This is a genomic window from Aestuariivirga sp. (assembly GCF_037139295.1).
Taxonomy (GTDB): Bacteria; Pseudomonadota; Alphaproteobacteria; order Rhizobiales; family Aestuariivirgaceae; genus Aestuariivirga.
Map to the genome: position 1 here is coordinate 1 of NZ_JBAXGR010000080.1, position 14418 is coordinate 14418.

The 14418-nt window shown below is 62.7% G+C and carries 13 protein-coding genes; 2 read left to right on the forward strand and 11 right to left on the reverse strand.

Going from position 1 to position 14418, the window contains the following annotated elements; all coding sequences use genetic code 11:
• Positions 1 to 253: 253 nt before the first annotated feature.
• The 8 genes from WCJ41_RS16370 to WCJ41_RS16405 all read right to left on the reverse strand — a co-directional run bounded on the left by WCJ41_RS16370 (position 254) and on the right by WCJ41_RS16405 (position 10065).
• Positions 254 to 2758, reverse strand: coding sequence for a DEAD/DEAH box helicase family protein (locus WCJ41_RS16370; protein ID WP_336906906.1), 2505 nt, complete (start codon positions 2756 to 2758; stop codon positions 254 to 256).
• Positions 2755 to 3786 (reverse strand): nucleotidyl transferase AbiEii/AbiGii toxin family protein, encoded by a 1032-nt coding sequence (locus tag WCJ41_RS16375; RefSeq protein WP_336906907.1) that lies wholly within the window; start codon positions 3784 to 3786, stop codon positions 2755 to 2757. Before WCJ41_RS16375 ends, WCJ41_RS16370 begins: the two co-directional genes overlap by 4 nt.
• A complete protein-coding gene (locus tag WCJ41_RS16380; RefSeq protein ID WP_336906908.1) occupies positions 3786 to 4661 on the reverse strand; it encodes a type IV toxin-antitoxin system AbiEi family antitoxin in 876 nt (291 codons plus the stop codon). Before WCJ41_RS16380 ends, WCJ41_RS16375 begins: the two co-directional genes overlap by 1 nt.
• 459 nt (positions 4662 to 5120) lie before the next feature.
• Positions 5121 to 6671 carry a glutamine-hydrolyzing GMP synthase gene (guaA, locus tag WCJ41_RS16385; RefSeq protein WP_336906909.1) on the reverse strand — a complete coding sequence of 517 codons (1551 nt, stop codon included), beginning with the start codon at positions 6669 to 6671 and terminating at the stop codon, positions 5121 to 5123.
• A 56-nt stretch (positions 6672 to 6727) separates the two neighbouring features.
• The gene (locus WCJ41_RS16390; RefSeq protein WP_336906910.1) at positions 6728 to 7636 is read right to left on the reverse strand and encodes a cytochrome c; all 909 of its coding nucleotides are present in this window, start codon (positions 7634 to 7636) and stop codon (positions 6728 to 6730) included.
• 10 nt (positions 7637 to 7646) lie between these two features.
• A complete protein-coding gene (locus WCJ41_RS16395) occupies positions 7647 to 8114 on the reverse strand; it encodes a cytochrome c (protein WP_336906911.1) in 468 nt (155 codons plus the stop codon).
• Positions 8115 to 8196: 82 nt separating this feature from the next.
• Positions 8197 to 8529 carry a hypothetical protein gene (locus WCJ41_RS16400; RefSeq protein WP_336906912.1) on the reverse strand — a complete coding sequence of 111 codons (333 nt, stop codon included), beginning with the start codon at positions 8527 to 8529 and terminating at the stop codon, positions 8197 to 8199.
• 192 nt (positions 8530 to 8721) lie between these two features.
• Positions 8722 to 10065, reverse strand: coding sequence for an Nramp family divalent metal transporter (locus WCJ41_RS16405; RefSeq protein WP_336906913.1), 1344 nt, complete (start codon positions 10063 to 10065; stop codon positions 8722 to 8724).
• 116 nt (positions 10066 to 10181) lie between these two features.
• Between WCJ41_RS16405 and mntR the strand changes: the two genes are divergently transcribed.
• Positions 10182 to 10586, forward strand: a complete 405-nt coding sequence (gene mntR / locus WCJ41_RS16410; RefSeq protein ID WP_336906918.1) for a manganese-binding transcriptional regulator MntR — start codon at positions 10182 to 10184, stop codon at positions 10584 to 10586.
• A gap of 101 nt (positions 10587 to 10687) precedes the next feature.
• Here mntR and WCJ41_RS16415 read toward each other — a convergent pair whose 3' ends face one another.
• The 3 genes from WCJ41_RS16415 to guaB are packed head-to-tail and all read right to left on the reverse strand — an operon-like array spanning position 10688 to position 13873.
• The gene (locus WCJ41_RS16415; protein WP_336906914.1) at positions 10688 to 11974 is read right to left on the reverse strand and encodes an RsmB/NOP family class I SAM-dependent RNA methyltransferase; all 1287 of its coding nucleotides are present in this window, start codon (positions 11972 to 11974) and stop codon (positions 10688 to 10690) included.
• A gap of 3 nt (positions 11975 to 11977) precedes the next feature.
• Positions 11978 to 12403, reverse strand: coding sequence for an MAPEG family protein (locus tag WCJ41_RS16420; RefSeq protein WP_336906915.1), 426 nt, complete (start codon positions 12401 to 12403; stop codon positions 11978 to 11980).
• 3 nt (positions 12404 to 12406) lie between these two features.
• Positions 12407 to 13873 (reverse strand): IMP dehydrogenase, encoded by a 1467-nt coding sequence (gene guaB, locus WCJ41_RS16425; RefSeq protein ID WP_336906916.1) that lies wholly within the window; start codon positions 13871 to 13873, stop codon positions 12407 to 12409.
• A gap of 135 nt (positions 13874 to 14008) precedes the next feature.
• Between guaB and WCJ41_RS16430 the strand changes: the two genes are divergently transcribed.
• On the forward strand, positions 14009 to 14418 hold a 410-nt coding region (locus WCJ41_RS16430), incomplete at its 3' end, for an Rrf2 family transcriptional regulator (RefSeq protein WP_336906917.1).

Sequence of the window (14418 nt, forward strand, 5' to 3'; positions counted from 1 at the left end):
GCCAGGTTCTCCATGATGGCCTCATGTGGTTCAGGTTAAACTACTGATATATATACCTGAATCGTGGAAAGTCTGCCAGAAATAAGTGTTTCATCTGGCGAATGCGGGATTAATCTGGCACCCCATGCCTTATCCCCAGCGCTGGCGCTACTTCCATCTTTGCAACAACGCCGGGCGACCAGTGTTCACGAAATCCATGATTGGCGCATTGCGGTTTTCACCAGCGTCCAACAGGTTCCGTCGCAGAGGCGGACTATTCAAACGTGTAACCGAGCGCCCGGTATCCCGTTCGCCGCTTTGCTGCCATGCGCGCCAGCATCGGCACCAGCTCGTCGACATAGTCGACGACGAGAACCTCGGTCTTCCCGTCATGCTGGCGGTGCAGACGACCAACATACTGAGCCAGAGTACCTTTCCAGGATATGGGCATCGTGAGGAAAAGCGTGTCGAGCCTTTGATCGTCGAAGCCCTCTCCAATATAGCGCCCCGTAGCAAGGATAAGCCGTTCCTGGTCATCGGCTACTTGTAGGGCAGCCTCAGCCGCCTTGCGTTCGCCGGCAGACATCCCGCCCCGAAGGACAACAAGATTGCGCACGAAGCGCGAAAAGCGCTTCTCGAGGTATTCGAGATGGTCCCTGCGCTCCGTCAGCAAGATAGGGGACCGCTTTGCTTCGAGAGCCTTCAGCACATCGTCGAAGATCAGGTTGTTGCGCGGCTCGTCTTGCGCTATGGCCGCATAGACCGCCGGCATGGAAGGGCGATCTGAGGCAGCCAAAGGCGGCAGCAACTGAAACTTCGTCGCTCGATGCTTGGCGCGGTGATTGATCCCCCGCTCGGCGGCCTGCGCACGCGCATCAACGCGATGTCGAACAGGACCGCACTGCATGAAGATGATCGGATGGTGACCATCTTTGCGAGCTACGGTCGCTGATAGCCCGAGGACATACCGCGCCTTTGCCCGCCTAGCCACCAGTTCAAAGCTTGCCGCCGAGAGATGATGGCATTCGTCGACGACAAGATGACCGTAGTCCGCCACCAGGTCTGATACTTCGCTCTGACGCACGAGGCTCTGGATCAGCGCGACATCAATGATGCCGGTCGGCTTCCGGCGTCCGCCACCGATGATGCCAATGTCCTTCGGATCGATATCGAGAAATGTCCTCAGCCGCTCCACCCACTGGGTGAGCAACTCGCGACGATGGACGAGAACGAGCGCATTGCGCCCCCGATGCGCAATGAGCGCGGCAGCCACAACCGTCTTGCCGAAGGCCGTCGTCGCCGCGAGCACGCCATGGTCATGCGGCAGGAGGGCGTCGAATGCCTTGACCTGTGGGCCGTACAGTGTCCCCTGGAATCTCACCCGGCTTGGAAGCGGATTGCCGATCACCCTGAGGTCGTCCACCTCAACTTCGGCGCCCTCGCCTCGGATCAGCGCAACGGCTTCATCGAGGCACCCCCGTGGCAATCCAACATGACGCGCATGAAGTTCGGCGCAAGAGATGATCCGTGGCTTGCCGAAGGTCGGGAACCGCATGGATTGCGCGCGATAGAACTCGGGATTTTGGAAGGCTGCCAACCGTATGAGCCGTGCTGTCATCGCCGGCGGCAAATCGACCCGGTCGATATAGAGCTGATCGGCGACCACGATGGTGATCTTGCTCGGCAGAGGAACGCCTATCGGACCAGTCTTCGGGCGCCGTGACGGCGCCATGCGCCACGGTTTGTCAGCATCCTCGTCTTCGACCGGCATCCGGACACCCAGAACACGGCCGCGCAACTCGGCATCGGCAACGATTTCCGATGCAACATTGCCTGATAGCCGTGGCATCGCCGCCAGGAACGACCATTGGTCGTCGTACGGGCGGAGGTCCTTGTCGATGAAGACACTGTTCCCAAGCTCGCGTGCCCTGCGTTGCAATGGCAAAGCGATTAGATTGCCGAAGCCGCCGACAGGCATGGTGTCCTGGCTTGGAAAGAAGCGATCATATGAGGCAAATCCTATCTCGGGACGGCGCTCCATGGTCTCCGTCAACATAGCAGCGCCAAGCTGTCGTGCAGTGCGCGCCGGAACCGGCTCGGAAAAGAAAATCCAGACGTGACCTCCATTGCCGGACCGAGACCGCTCAAGGGCGGCCGGCACCCCTTTGGTGCGGCACGTTTCCAGCATGGCCAACGCATCGGCCGCCCAATTCTCCTTGTCGAAATCGGCGGCAAGAAACCAACAGGTCTCGTCCGGAAGCAGCGGATAAACGCCCGCGGCGAAGTCATCGCCAGAGGGGCGCAGACTGTCGCAGCCGCGTAGGTGCTTTTCGATTATGTCGTCGGAGACCGGGATGAAGGCTTGATTAGGGCACTCCCCGCATTTGACCTGGGGCTTACCGCATATTCCCCTGACCCACTCCTTGGCGCACGCGGGCGCATAGCCGGACTTGGCAGTCTTCCGGTTTTCCCATCGGACAGGGAATACGTCAGGGCGACCTGCGAATAGGCGCCGAAACAGCGCGAACTTTTCCGTGGTGGATGACGCGGCCGTGACCCCCGGCGCGTCTGCAATGGCGGGCGCTGAATAATTTTCAGTCGCCGCCGAGCACCGGCTCATGAGATCCCTCAGCACGGCCTTGAGCTCTTTCCGCTCCGCTTCATTTGCGGCTAAACGGGATCGAATCCGTTCGATCCGAACTCCAAGCTCGTGCGCAATCTCGGCGTCACCGCCCAGCGCCAGTCGTTTCGACACATCTCCGCTCAGCCAGGTCTTCATGGAGTAGGCTCTCCATGCGGTCGCCGTCCTCGTCTCACGCGTGGCACCAGCGACTTGTCACCGGATTTCCAAGCTTTGACGTTCTGTGCTTTCCATCGCAACGCGGGAGATGCCTCTATCGCGGTGCGCACGGCTTCCGGAACACCCAGTGACGACGCATCGATATCACCCCGCTCCAGCACGCCATCCAGAAATGCCTTCTCGCCCGCTGTAAACTGAAACAGCGGCGCGAGCCTTTCGCGGCATTCAACCGTGACCCTCTCGATCCAGGCCGCTGGGCCGCCAAAGCGATCGAAATACCGGTCATGCAGGCAGATGGTCAGCTTGCCGGTGATGTCGCCGACCTCGCATCCGATGTCGTCCGGCGAGGCTGTGCGCCAATCGAAGCTCTTGGCGCTCGCACCGATCATCAAGGTGGCCGCCTTGATCTTCGCCCAGTCGAGATCCGGCATGGCGATGATCCGGTGCGCGTCGAACAGATCGCGCGCGGTGCGCCGCGTGACCAGCGCGGCCATCTTGCCGGCGACGATCTCATGAATGTCAAGAACCGGCACATTTGTAGCTCGATGCGATCCGATTGCCGCCGAGGACATGCGATCAACGCCGTACAGGGGACTGCGGTAAAGATAATTGATATCGATCTCGATGGTCCCCGCCCCACCGAGCGCGGAGGCATAGCGGTAGATCCATTTGCCTCCGGCATGCTCGGACGGCTCGCGCCGCGTGTTATAGCCCTTCGATTCCATCAACCGCTCGATCCGGTCCTCCAGTCCCGGTCGATCCGTATCCATCTGCTCCTTTTCGACCGCGCCGACATAGTTGACGTCGATATCGACAGAGAGGCGATCCAGATCGGAATGGAAAACGTTGAGCGCCGTGCCGCCCTTCAAGGCGATCCGCGGCCCGATCAGCGTATCGGCGCCAAAGGCATCGAGAATGTCGATCAGTCGGATCACCCGCTCCAGCGTCGCAGGCTGGAGCTGCCGCTCTGCCGCGATGTCCTGAAGGGTTTCTCGCGATGCGACCATCACACACCTTCAAAGGCGGCATCGACCGCCTCCGCCGGGAGAAGCACACGCCACGGCTTGATGAATACGGCATGACCTGGTTCAGCGCTCAGCGCGTAGTGCTTTGATCGCGGAAGCCGGGCCCGCAGACGCGCCAGGACATCGTCGGTGACGCCGAGCGCGCCGCGCCGCTTCTCGAGCCACCAACCTGAAACCGAGGCGAGCGATCGGTTGTCCAGTAGTTCAACATAGTCGGCGACCTTCGCCGGGTCGAGATAGCGCACCAGATCCAGCGACTTCAGGACTTCCTCGACGCCGCCGGCGAGTTCCGGCCGGTGCAGGACATCGACGATCGTGCGTTCGACCGCGGTCACACGAACCGCCACGCCTTGCCGATCTATGATCGTGGTCAGGTAGTCGGCCTTGTCGGCTGCCGCCAAGGCCTTGGGCGGAGTGACGAAGCGGCAAACCCCGAAGGGCAGGTCCACGCGTTCGGTCCGTCCCGCGCTGATGAGCTGGACCTCGTTGAACTCGGAATAGGCTATGCCATGCAGCTCAAGCGCGGAGTGAAACCCAAGGACGCCATCGGTGCGCAGCTTGCTCGCCGCAACGAAGCGGTCGATTACCATCCGGTCAGGCCCCAGATGGGCCGGTACGGCTGCGAACACCTCGCGACTAACCCGCTTGATGTTGCCGGCGCGCAGATGATGCCGTAGCAGGCTCGTAACATTGGCCGCGCCCGCCGGATGCCCAAAAGCGGCCGCGAACTCAGCCCGGGTGAAAACAGGATGAGCCGACAGGAAGCTGGCGGTTTTGTGCTGGCGAGGCGGCATGGAGAGTCTATAATTCTGCGTCATAATGGGTAATTTATAGCCATTATGACGCAAATTTGTCAACAGATCCTTCTCCGAAAAACGGGCCTGCCAGTCGTACCTTTCGGGCGTCAAAACGTGCCGAACAGGCTATGAATTACCCCTCCCAACGCATTTTCAAGAGCAAGCCGCCCTACGGAAAAGACCGTCAGCGCTATGCGCTCTATCTGACAGTCTTTTGGTTTTGGCTGGCGTGCATTTCAAAATTGAAAGTTGGATACCGGCAGCACGCGTAAATCTATGACGGTATCCTTTCAGCCTCCGAGATCGGAGATCAAAGATGCCGTCAAAACAACCGTCAAATCTCTTCGCTGGGCAGGACACCTTGGCGGCAAACCGGAGAATAAGCCTTGTAAATCCAACCACTTTCCGAAGCGCGTGGTCCAATTGATGATACAAGGCTGATCATCAATGAAAGAGACGACAAGGTATTGTTTTTTATACGATGTTCCACGCCACCCTACGCCAGACCACGCCAATCCCCTACTCCCACTCGATTGTCCCAGGCGGCTTGCTCGTCACGTCATAGACCACACGGCTCACACCGCGCACCTCGTTGATGATGCGGGTGCAGACGCGGGCGAGGAAGGCGTGGTCGAAGGGATAGCTTTCCGCCGTCATGCCGTCGGTCGAGGTCACGGCGCGCAGGCCCAGCACGCGATCGTAAGTGCGGCCATCGCCCATCACGCCCACGGTGCGCACGGGCAGCAGCACGGCGAAGGCCTGCCAGATCGCGTCATAGAGGCCGGCCTTGCGGATCTCGTCGAGATAGATGGCATCCGCCTTCCTGAGGATGTCGAGCTTCTCAGTGGTGATGTCATCATGCGGAATGCGGATGGCGAGGCCGGGACCCGGGAACGGATGGCGGCCGACGAAATGCGGCGGCAGGCCAAGCTCCTGGCCGAGCAGGCGCACCTCGTCCTTGAACAGTTCGCGCAAGGGTTCCACGAGCTTCATGTTCATGCGCTCAGGAAGCCCGCCCACATTGTGGTGCGACTTGATGGTGACGGAGGGGCCGCCGGTGAAGGAGACGCTTTCGATCACGTCCGGATAGAGCGTGCCCTGTGCAAGATAGGCCGCACCGCCGATCTTCTTTGCTTCCGCTTCGAAGACGTCGATGAACAGCTTGCCGATGATCTTGCGCTTCTTCTCGGGGTCGGTAACGCCTTCCAGTTCCTTGAGGAACAGCTTGGAGGCATCCACGTGAACGAGCGGAATGTTATAGGCCTCGCGGAACAGCTTCACCACTTCGTCCGCCTCGTTCAGCCGCATCAGGCCATGGTCGACGAAGATGCAGGTGAGCTGCTCGCCGATCGCCTCATGAATCAGCACGGCGGTGACGGCGGAGTCCACACCGCCTGACAACCCGCAGATCACGCGGTCGAGGCCGACCTGCTTCTTGATCTTGTGCACCATCTCCGACTTGAAGTGGGCCATCGACCAGTCGCCCTTGCAGCCGCAGATGTCGCGCGCGAAGTTGGCGAGCAGCTTCGCGCCGTCCGGCGTGTGCACCACTTCCATGTGGAACTGCGTGGCATAGAACTGGCGGCGCTCGTCGGCGATGGCCGCGAAGGGCGCGCCTTCCGATGTGGCGATAGCCTTGAAGCCCGGCGGAATGGCGGTGACGCGGTCACCGTGGCTCATCCACACCTGGTGGCGCTCGCCCGTTTCCCACACGCCGTCGAACAGCGCGTTGGGTTCCTTCACCTCGACGAAGGCCTTGCCGAATTCACGGTGGTCGGATGCTTCCACCTTGCCACCCAGCTGGGCGCACATGGTCTGCTCGCCATAGCAGATTCCGAGAACGGGAAGGCCGCTGGTGAACACCTTGTCCGGCGCGCGCGGGCTGCCGCCCTCATGCACCGAGGCGGGGCCACCCGACAGGATGATGCCCTTGAGGCCCGGCCAGTCCAGCGCCTTTTCGGCGGACTGGAAGGGGACGATCTCCGAGTAAACCCCCGCCTCGCGGATGCGCCGGGCGATGAGCTGGGTGACCTGGGAGCCGAAGTCGATGATGAGGATGCGGTCTTGCATGGCGGGTCATTAAGGAAGATGGCCGGAGTCTGCAAGATGCCCCGGCCCTCGCCCTGCTATTTCAGGCTGGAGATGTAATCCGCCACGGCCTTGACGTCCGATTCGGCCAGTTTGGAGAGGTTGGACTGCACCTCGCCCATGCCGCCTGAGGACATGTGCTCGTAGCCCATCATCTCGCCGTTCTGGAAGGCGGTGGTGAGGTCTGCGGCGTCGGTATACTTGCCACGGCCGATCAGGTCACGCAGCGAGGGCACCTTGCCTTCGCCGCCCGGATGCGGGCCGCCCTGGAACTGCTTCGACCAGTCGAAGGCCATGAACATGTTGCGCGGCGTGTGGCATTCGTTGCAGTGGCCTGCCCCGTTGGCGATATAGGCGCCGCGGTTCCATTCGGCCGACTGGGTCGGGTCCGGTTGCCAGTCATCCGTGTCGAAGGCGATGTGCTTCCAGATGCCCACGCCGCGGCGCAGCAGCCAGGGCGCCGGGATATCCGCCGTCTTCTCGGGCGCCACCACGGGGGTGAGCGAGTCGAGATAGGCCTTGATGTCGAGCACGTCGGAGGTCTTCATCCGCGCATAGGACGTGTAGGGGAAGGCGGGGATCAGGTTCTCGCCCTCGGGCGAGATGCCGCGCTGCACGGCATTGACGAATTCGAGATCCGTCCACTTGCCGATGCCGGTTTCCGGGTCGGGCGTCAGGTTGGGCGGATAGAAGGTGCCGACCGGCGTCTTGAAGGCCGTGCCGCCCGCAGGCAGCGAGGCGTCGACGTTTTTCAGGTCGGCACTGGGCTTGTGGCAGGACAGGCAGCCGGCCGCGTTGAACAGTTCCTTACCATTGGCAATGTCCGGCGTGTGTGCCGGGATATCGGCCGCCGTCAGGGGATAAGGAACACTCATCCCCCAGGCAATGCCAAGCCCCGCAACGGCGAAGACAGCAAGGAATGTCAGTAGCTTGGCACGGCGCGTCATGGCTTGATCCTTATTCGGCCTGCCGGAACTTCTCGTGGCAGCCCTTGCAGGATGCGCCGAGACCGGGGAAGGCAGCCTTGAACGAGGCCTCGTCGGTGCTGGCGTTCAGCGCCGCAACGGCAGTGTCGAGGTCCTTCCACGCGGCGGTGAAGCCGGCGGCGTCAGTCCAGATTTCGGCCTTGGCACCGGTCTTGACGGTGGCACCGGTCAGTGAGGAGGCGTTCCACACATCCTTCGCCACGCCTTCGGCCTGGGCATCGGTGATCGACTTTGCCGCGGCCTGCACGGCAGCGGTATCATACTTGGTTTCGCCCTTGAGCATCGACACGAGGTCCTTCATGGCCTTCATGTTGACCTTCATCTCCGCCTGGCGAGCGTTGATCATGTCGTCGGCGGTGCCAGCAGCGAGGCCGGCGCCAGCGCCGATGATGCCCACGCCGACGGCCAAGGCCAGTACGGCGGCCAAATTCTTCTTCATCGCGAACCTCGTGAAATGGGATTTTCCGGCAAGGAGGATGCCGGGGGGCCGTCATGGCACCCCGCTACCTGTGCGGGAAGGCTTACTTGCAGGCCTTGCCGAGCTCGGCCGTGAACTCGACCTTGGAGCCTATAAACTTCACGTCCTTGATGGTGCAGAGCACGCCTTCGTCCGGAGCGGAGATCTTGAAGTCATAGGTGCCGTCGGCAACTTCGGCGATGGCGACAGTCTTGCCGTCATCGAGGGCGCCTTCCTTGATTCCGTCCATGAGGTTGGCACCGAAGGCGTTCGCGCCGGCGGCCGACACGGTCAGCTCGTCGATGGGCAGGCCGCTGTGGTTGGTCACCGTAAGACCTGCCGCGAAAGCGGAAGAAGCCATCACCATCAGCGGAAGAGCAAAGAGAACTCGCTTCATTTCATGTTCCAATCTTGGTTGTCTCATGTTGTGCACCCGCGCGGACCGACCGGTCCCGGCGCTGGGCCGTCCGCTGCATCAGCGAACAAGCTTCACCTAGTTGCTGCAATGCGAGATATCTATTGGGCTGGGGTTTAAATCGGCCTGCACAAACCCACGTTAGGTCTCCCTAAACCCCCGTTTAGGCCGAAATCAGCCGAAAGCGATGTCCCACAGCAGCTTGACGTTGAGTGAAATGATGATGAGGGCGATCAGCCCGGCCACCACCGTGAGCCAGCCCGGTGCTGTGAAGACGCCCATCTTGGCGCGATCGCGGGTGAACATGACGAGCGGCACGATGGCGAAGGGCAGCTGGAAGGCCAGAACGACCTGACTGAGGATCAGCAGCATCCCCGTTCCCTCCACACCGTAATAGAGCGTCACAGCTGCCGCCGGGATGATGGCCACGATCCGGGTGATCAGCCGGCGCGCCCAGGCGGGCAGCCTGATGTCGAGGAAGCCCTCCATGACGATCTGGCCCGCCATGGTTGCCGTAACGGTCGAATTCAGGCCGCAGCACAGAAGCGCGATGGCGAAGAGCTTGGGCGCCAGCAGCGAGCCCACAAGCGGCGCCAGCATGGAATGCGCCTCGCCGATCTCGGCCACCGTCGTCTGGCCCGAGGCATGGAAGGTGGCCGCCGCCAGGATGAGGATTGAAGCGTTGATGAGCAACGCGAACATCAGGGCCGTGGTCGAATCCCAGGTGGCGAAACGCAGGGCCTCGCGTTTTTCAGGCAGGCTCTCGCCATAGGCCCGCGTCTGCACGATGCCGGAATGGAGGTAAAGGTTGTGCGGCATGACGGTGGCGCCGATGATGCCGAGCGCCAGGTAGAGCATGGCCGGGTTGTGGATGATCTCGGTGGTGGGCGCGAAGCCGCGGATCACCTGCCCCCAGTTCGGGTCGGCCAGCGCGATCTGCACGAGGAAGCACAGGAAGATTACGCCGAGCAGGGTGATGATGAAGGCCTCGATCCAGCGGAAGCCCAGGCGCTGCAGCCACAGGATCAGGAACACGTCGAGCGCGGTGATGATCACGCCCAGTTCCAGCGGGATGCCGAACAGCAGGTTGAGTCCGATGGCGGTGCCCACCACCTCGGCGATGTCGGTGGCGATAATGGCGATCTCGGCGAAGAGCCAGAGGATCCATGCCACGGGGCGCGGAAAGGCATCGCGACAGGCCTGCGCCAGGTCGCGGCCCGAACCGATGGCGAGCCGGGCGCACAGCGACTGCAGGATGATGGCCATGATGTTGGACATCAGCGCCACGGTGAGCAGGGAATAGCCAAACTGCGCGCCGCCCGCGATGGAGGTGGCCCAGTTGCCGGGGTCCATGTAGCCCACTGCCACAAGGAAGCCCGGCCCCACGAAAGCCATGGCCCGGCGGAAGAGCGAACCCTTCTCCGCCACGCGCACGGTGCGGAACACGTCGACCAGAGGCGGCTCGCCCCGGCCGCGGCGCCAGCCCGTTTCTTCCGGCAATTCGGTGGATGTGCTCACGCGGTCGGCCATGAGCAAAAGTTTAGCATTGGCTAAACCTATTGCAATGGGCTAATTCTCAAATCGTCGAGGAGCCCCCATTGCCGCAGCGGACGAAAAAACCAGGCGCGTCCAAGATACGCTCTGCCGCCTTCCAGAGGATCAGGGCCGACCACTCCTCCGAACTGGCGGAGGACTATGTGGAACTGATCGCCGACCTGATCGACGAAAAGGGTGAAGCACGCGGGTCCGATGTGGCCATGCGACTGGGCGTGGCCAATGCCACCGTGGTCAAGACGCTGAAGCGCCTGCAGGACGCAGGCCTGGTGACGCAGGAACCCTACCGCTCCATCTTCCTCACCGGCGAAGGCTGGAAAATGGCCGAGGACGGGAGGCGGAAGCACAAGATCGTCGAGGCCTTCCTGCTGGCGCTGGGCGTGTCCGAGGAAACCGCCCGCATCGACGCCGAGGGTATCGAGCACCACGTGAGCGAAGAGACGCTCCGCGCCATGGCACGGTTCCTTGCGCGGAAGGTGATGTAGGGCAGCGCCCCCAACTCATCATGCGCGGGCTTGACCCGCGCATCCTTTTCCGGCGCCCACAAAGGATGGCCGGGACACGCCCGGCCATGATGGGTCTCGAACTATCCCTTCTTCATCACCGCCATGAAGAACCCGTCCGTGTCATGCCGGGCGGGCGTGAGCAGCAGCGTGTCCTGCGAACCATCGGCCGAGACCGGCGCTTCGCCGCCGATCATGCGCTCCCAATGTTCCTTGTAAGGAATGATTCGCATCTCCTTGTGATGACTCAGGAAAGCGGCAACCTGCTCGGTATTCTCCTCCGGCAGCACCGAGCACGTGATGTAGAGGATCGTGCCGCCCGGTTTCACCAATTGGAACCCGTTTTCAAGCACTTGGGCCTGGTCCTTGATTCTTTGCGCGAACTGCTTCGGCGTGAGGCGCCATTTGGCGTCCGGCTTCCGCCGCCACGAGCCTGAACCCGAGCATGGCGCGTCGATCACCACGCAGTCGAAGGGACCAGCGGCCTCGAGCTTGCCCTTGTCCTGCGTCGAGATCACCTCGCAGTTGGTGACGCCGGCACGTGTCAGTCGTTCGAAGATGGGGCGCAGGCGGAAGCGGTCGAGGTCATGGGCGACGAGCCTGCCCTCGTTCTTCATCATGGCGGCAAGCGCCAGCGTCTTGCCACCGGCACCCGCGCAGATGTCGGCCACGCTCATGCCGGGTCGCACACCCGACAGCAACGCCACCACCTGCGAGCCCGCATCCTGAACTTCGAACCAGCCCATGCCATGGGCAGGCTCCACCTCGACATTGGCGTTGCGGGTGTCGGGGCCGGTCGCCGGAATGCGCACGGCAAGCCGCGACCACGGGCCTTCCACGGCACCGAAACGTTCCAGAGCGGAGAGCACCTGGCCGCGATCCGCTTTCAACAAGTTGACTCGCAGGTCAACCGGCGCGCGCTGGGCAAGGGCAGCGCCTTCCTCCGCGGCTTGGCCGCCGAAGGCCTTCTCATAGGACGCCGCCAGCCACTCGGGCACATCGCCCGCGACATGCACCGGCAGAACGGCGGGAAGAGCGCGGTCGAGTGCCTTGCGCTCCTCGGCCGTCAGCTTGCCCGGCCCGTGTTCTTCTTCCGCCATGGCCGCGATGGCCTCGGTCGAGAGCCCCCAGACGTCACGCAGGCCTGCAAGCGCCAGCGCGCGCGGGACGTCCTCGCCCATCCGGAAGGCCAGTGAATTGCGGCGGCGCAGCGCGTCATAGACCAGCGTGCCGATGGCGTGGCGGTCAGTGGAGCCGGCGAAGCGGTGGGCCTTGCCCCAGTCCTTCAGCGCCTCGGATGCCGGACGATGGCGCCCGAAAATCTCGGTGAGAACGTCAATCGCCGCGGAGACGCGGCCTGCGAGACGCATCTGCTATCCGATCACATAGAGGCGGAGGGCGAACCAGCCCCACATGGTGGCGATGGTGATAAACCCGACGAGAAAGGCCCGGAAGCGGCGGATCACCACATTGTTGCCCGTGTGGATGACACTGTGGACGATGCGGCTGGCGATGAACAGCCATGCCAGCACCACCGTCAGCCAGTCCACCTTGACCAGCAGGATCATGAGCGGAAGCAGCGCATAGAACAGCACCGGCAGCTGGAACTGGCTGTCATAGTTGTTGGACAGCTTGCGAACGTCATCCGGCCAGCGCGAATTGTCGATCGACACGTCCTTGATCCGCACCCGGCCTTCCTTTACCGCCCGCGTGCGGGCGCGCCCCATGCGCATGCCGAGGCTGGTCACCCACGCCACATGCACGAAGACCGGCAGCAGCAGCCACTGGACGATGGTCATGCCTCAGCTCTGCCGCTGGTAGTTGGGCGCCTCGCGGGTGATCATCACGTCATGCACGTGGCTCTCGCGCATGCCAGCCGAGGTGATGCGGATGAACTGCACGCGCTCACGCATCTCGGCGAGGTCAGCCGCACCGACATAGCCCATGGCGGCGCGAAGCCCACCCACCAGCTGGTGCAGCACCGCGCCCACCGGCCCCTTGTAGGGCACCTGGCCCTCGATGCCTTCGGGCACCAGCTTCAGGCTGTCCTTCACCTCCTGCTGGAAGTAGCGGTCAGCGGAGCCGCGCGCCATGGCTCCCACCGAACCCATGCCGCGATAGGCCTTGTAGCTGCGGCCATTGTAGAGATAGACCTCGCCCGGGCTCTCATCGGTGCCCGCCAGCAGCGAGCCGATCATGGCGACTTCCGCGCCTGCGGCCAGCGCCTTGGCGAGATCGCCCGACAGCTTGATGCCGCCGTCGGCGATCACCGGCACATCCTGCTTGGCACTCTCTTCCGCGCAGTCCATGATGGCCGAGAGCTGCGGCACGCCCACGCCCGCAACAACGCGCGTGGTGCAGATGGAGCCGGGGCCGATGCCGATCTTCACCGCGTCCGCACCCGCGCCGATCAGCGCCTTCACGGCTTCGGCGGTCGCCACGTTGCCCGCCACGATCTGCACCTTGTTGGACAGCTCCTTGAGGCGGGTGACTTGGCGGATCACGTTTTCGGAATGGCCATGCGCCGTGTCGACGACGATGAGGTCGGCACCCGCATCAACCAGCATGGCCGCGCGCTCGAAGCCTGCATCACCCGTGCCGGTGGCTGCCCCCACCAGCAGGCGCTCCTGCTCGTCCTTGGCGGCCAGCGGATGGTCGGCGGCCTTTTCCATATCGTTGACGGTGATGAGGCCCACGCACTTGAAGTCGTCATCGACGACGATCAGCTTCTCGATGCGATACTTGTGCAGCAGCCGGCGCGCCTCGGCGCGGTCCACGCCGGCCTTGACGGTGACGAGGTTCTGGTTGGTCATCAGGTCCGCCACCTTCATGTTGAGGTCGGTGGTGAAGCGGACGTCGCGGTTGGTGATGATGCCGCAGAGCTTGCCATTGTTGTCCACAACGGGAATGCCGGAGATGCGGTGCTTCTCCTTCAGCGCCTGCACGTCGCCCAGGGTCGCATCCGGCGCGATGGTAATGGGGTTCACCACCATGCCTGATTCGAATCGCTTCACCCGGCGCACATGCTCGGCCTGCTCATAGGGCTCGAGATTCTTGTGGATGATGCCGAGGCCCCCGGCCTGCGCCATGGCGATGGCGAGGGGAGCCTCCGTCACCGTGTCCATCGCAGCGGAAATGATGGGAATCGAGAGTTTCAGCGTCTTTGTCAGCCGCGTTCCCGTCTTCACCTGGGCAGGCAGCACGGAAGAGGCGCCGGGCTTCATCAGCACGTCGTCGAAGGTCAAATATTCGGGGATCTGCCTCGGCATGGGCCAACCTCTCAGGCGAATTGGAGTCAGGTGAAGATTGGCGACCGTCCTTAACACTGGCGTTACGGCCCGGGCAAGCGGCGAATCCCAGCCTTCACTTGCAATCGACCCCATCCAGCGCCTATTTCTGAAGGCATGATTTCACAGCGCGCCCGCTATGCCTTCAAGGCGATGGTCGCCCTCGCCCGGGCGAAGCCCGGCGAAGGCCTGCAGATCCGCCAGCTCTGCGAACAGGAAAAGCTGCCGCGCAAGTTCCTCGAGCAGATCCTGCTGTCGCTGAAGGCCGCGGGCTACATCACCAGCCGCCGTGGCCGCGACGGCGGCTATGAGATGCTGAAGGACCCGGAGAAGATCCACATCGGGCCCCTGCTGCGCACCGTGGACGGCCCCATCGCACCACTGCCCTGCCTGTCGCGCACCGCCTACCGCCGCTGCGAGGACTGCCGGGATGAGTCGCATTGCGAACTCCGCATCGCCTTCGACAAGGCCTATTCCCTCTATCTCTCCGCTTTGGAGAAGACCACCCTGGCCGAAGTCATGAACGC

Excerpts from the sequence above, each read along its gene's own strand:
- WCJ41_RS16395 (WP_336906911.1), bottom strand. The coding sequence starts at position 8,114 with ATGAAGAAGAATTTGGCCGCCGTACTGGCCTTGGCCGTCGGCGTGGGC.
- WCJ41_RS16390 (WP_336906910.1), bottom strand. The coding sequence starts at position 7,636 with ATGACGCGCCGTGCCAAGCTACTGACATTCCTTGCTGTCTTCGCCGTT.
- guaB (WP_336906916.1), bottom strand. The coding sequence starts at position 13,873 with ATGCCGAGGCAGATCCCCGAATATTTGACCTTCGACGACGTGCTGATG.
- WCJ41_RS16370 (WP_336906906.1), bottom strand. The coding sequence starts at position 2,758 with ATGAAGACCTGGCTGAGCGGAGATGTGTCGAAACGACTGGCGCTGGGC.
- WCJ41_RS16375 (WP_336906907.1), bottom strand. The coding sequence starts at position 3,786 with ATGGTCGCATCGCGAGAAACCCTTCAGGACATCGCGGCAGAGCGGCAG.
- WCJ41_RS16420 (WP_336906915.1), bottom strand. The coding sequence starts at position 12,403 with ATGACCATCGTCCAGTGGCTGCTGCTGCCGGTCTTCGTGCATGTGGCG.
- WCJ41_RS16400 (WP_336906912.1), bottom strand. The coding sequence starts at position 8,529 with ATGAAGCGAGTTCTCTTTGCTCTTCCGCTGATGGTGATGGCTTCTTCC.
- guaA (WP_336906909.1), bottom strand. The coding sequence starts at position 6,671 with ATGCAAGACCGCATCCTCATCATCGACTTCGGCTCCCAGGTCACCCAG.
- WCJ41_RS16415 (WP_336906914.1), bottom strand. The coding sequence starts at position 11,974 with ATGCGTCTCGCAGGCCGCGTCTCCGCGGCGATTGACGTTCTCACCGAG.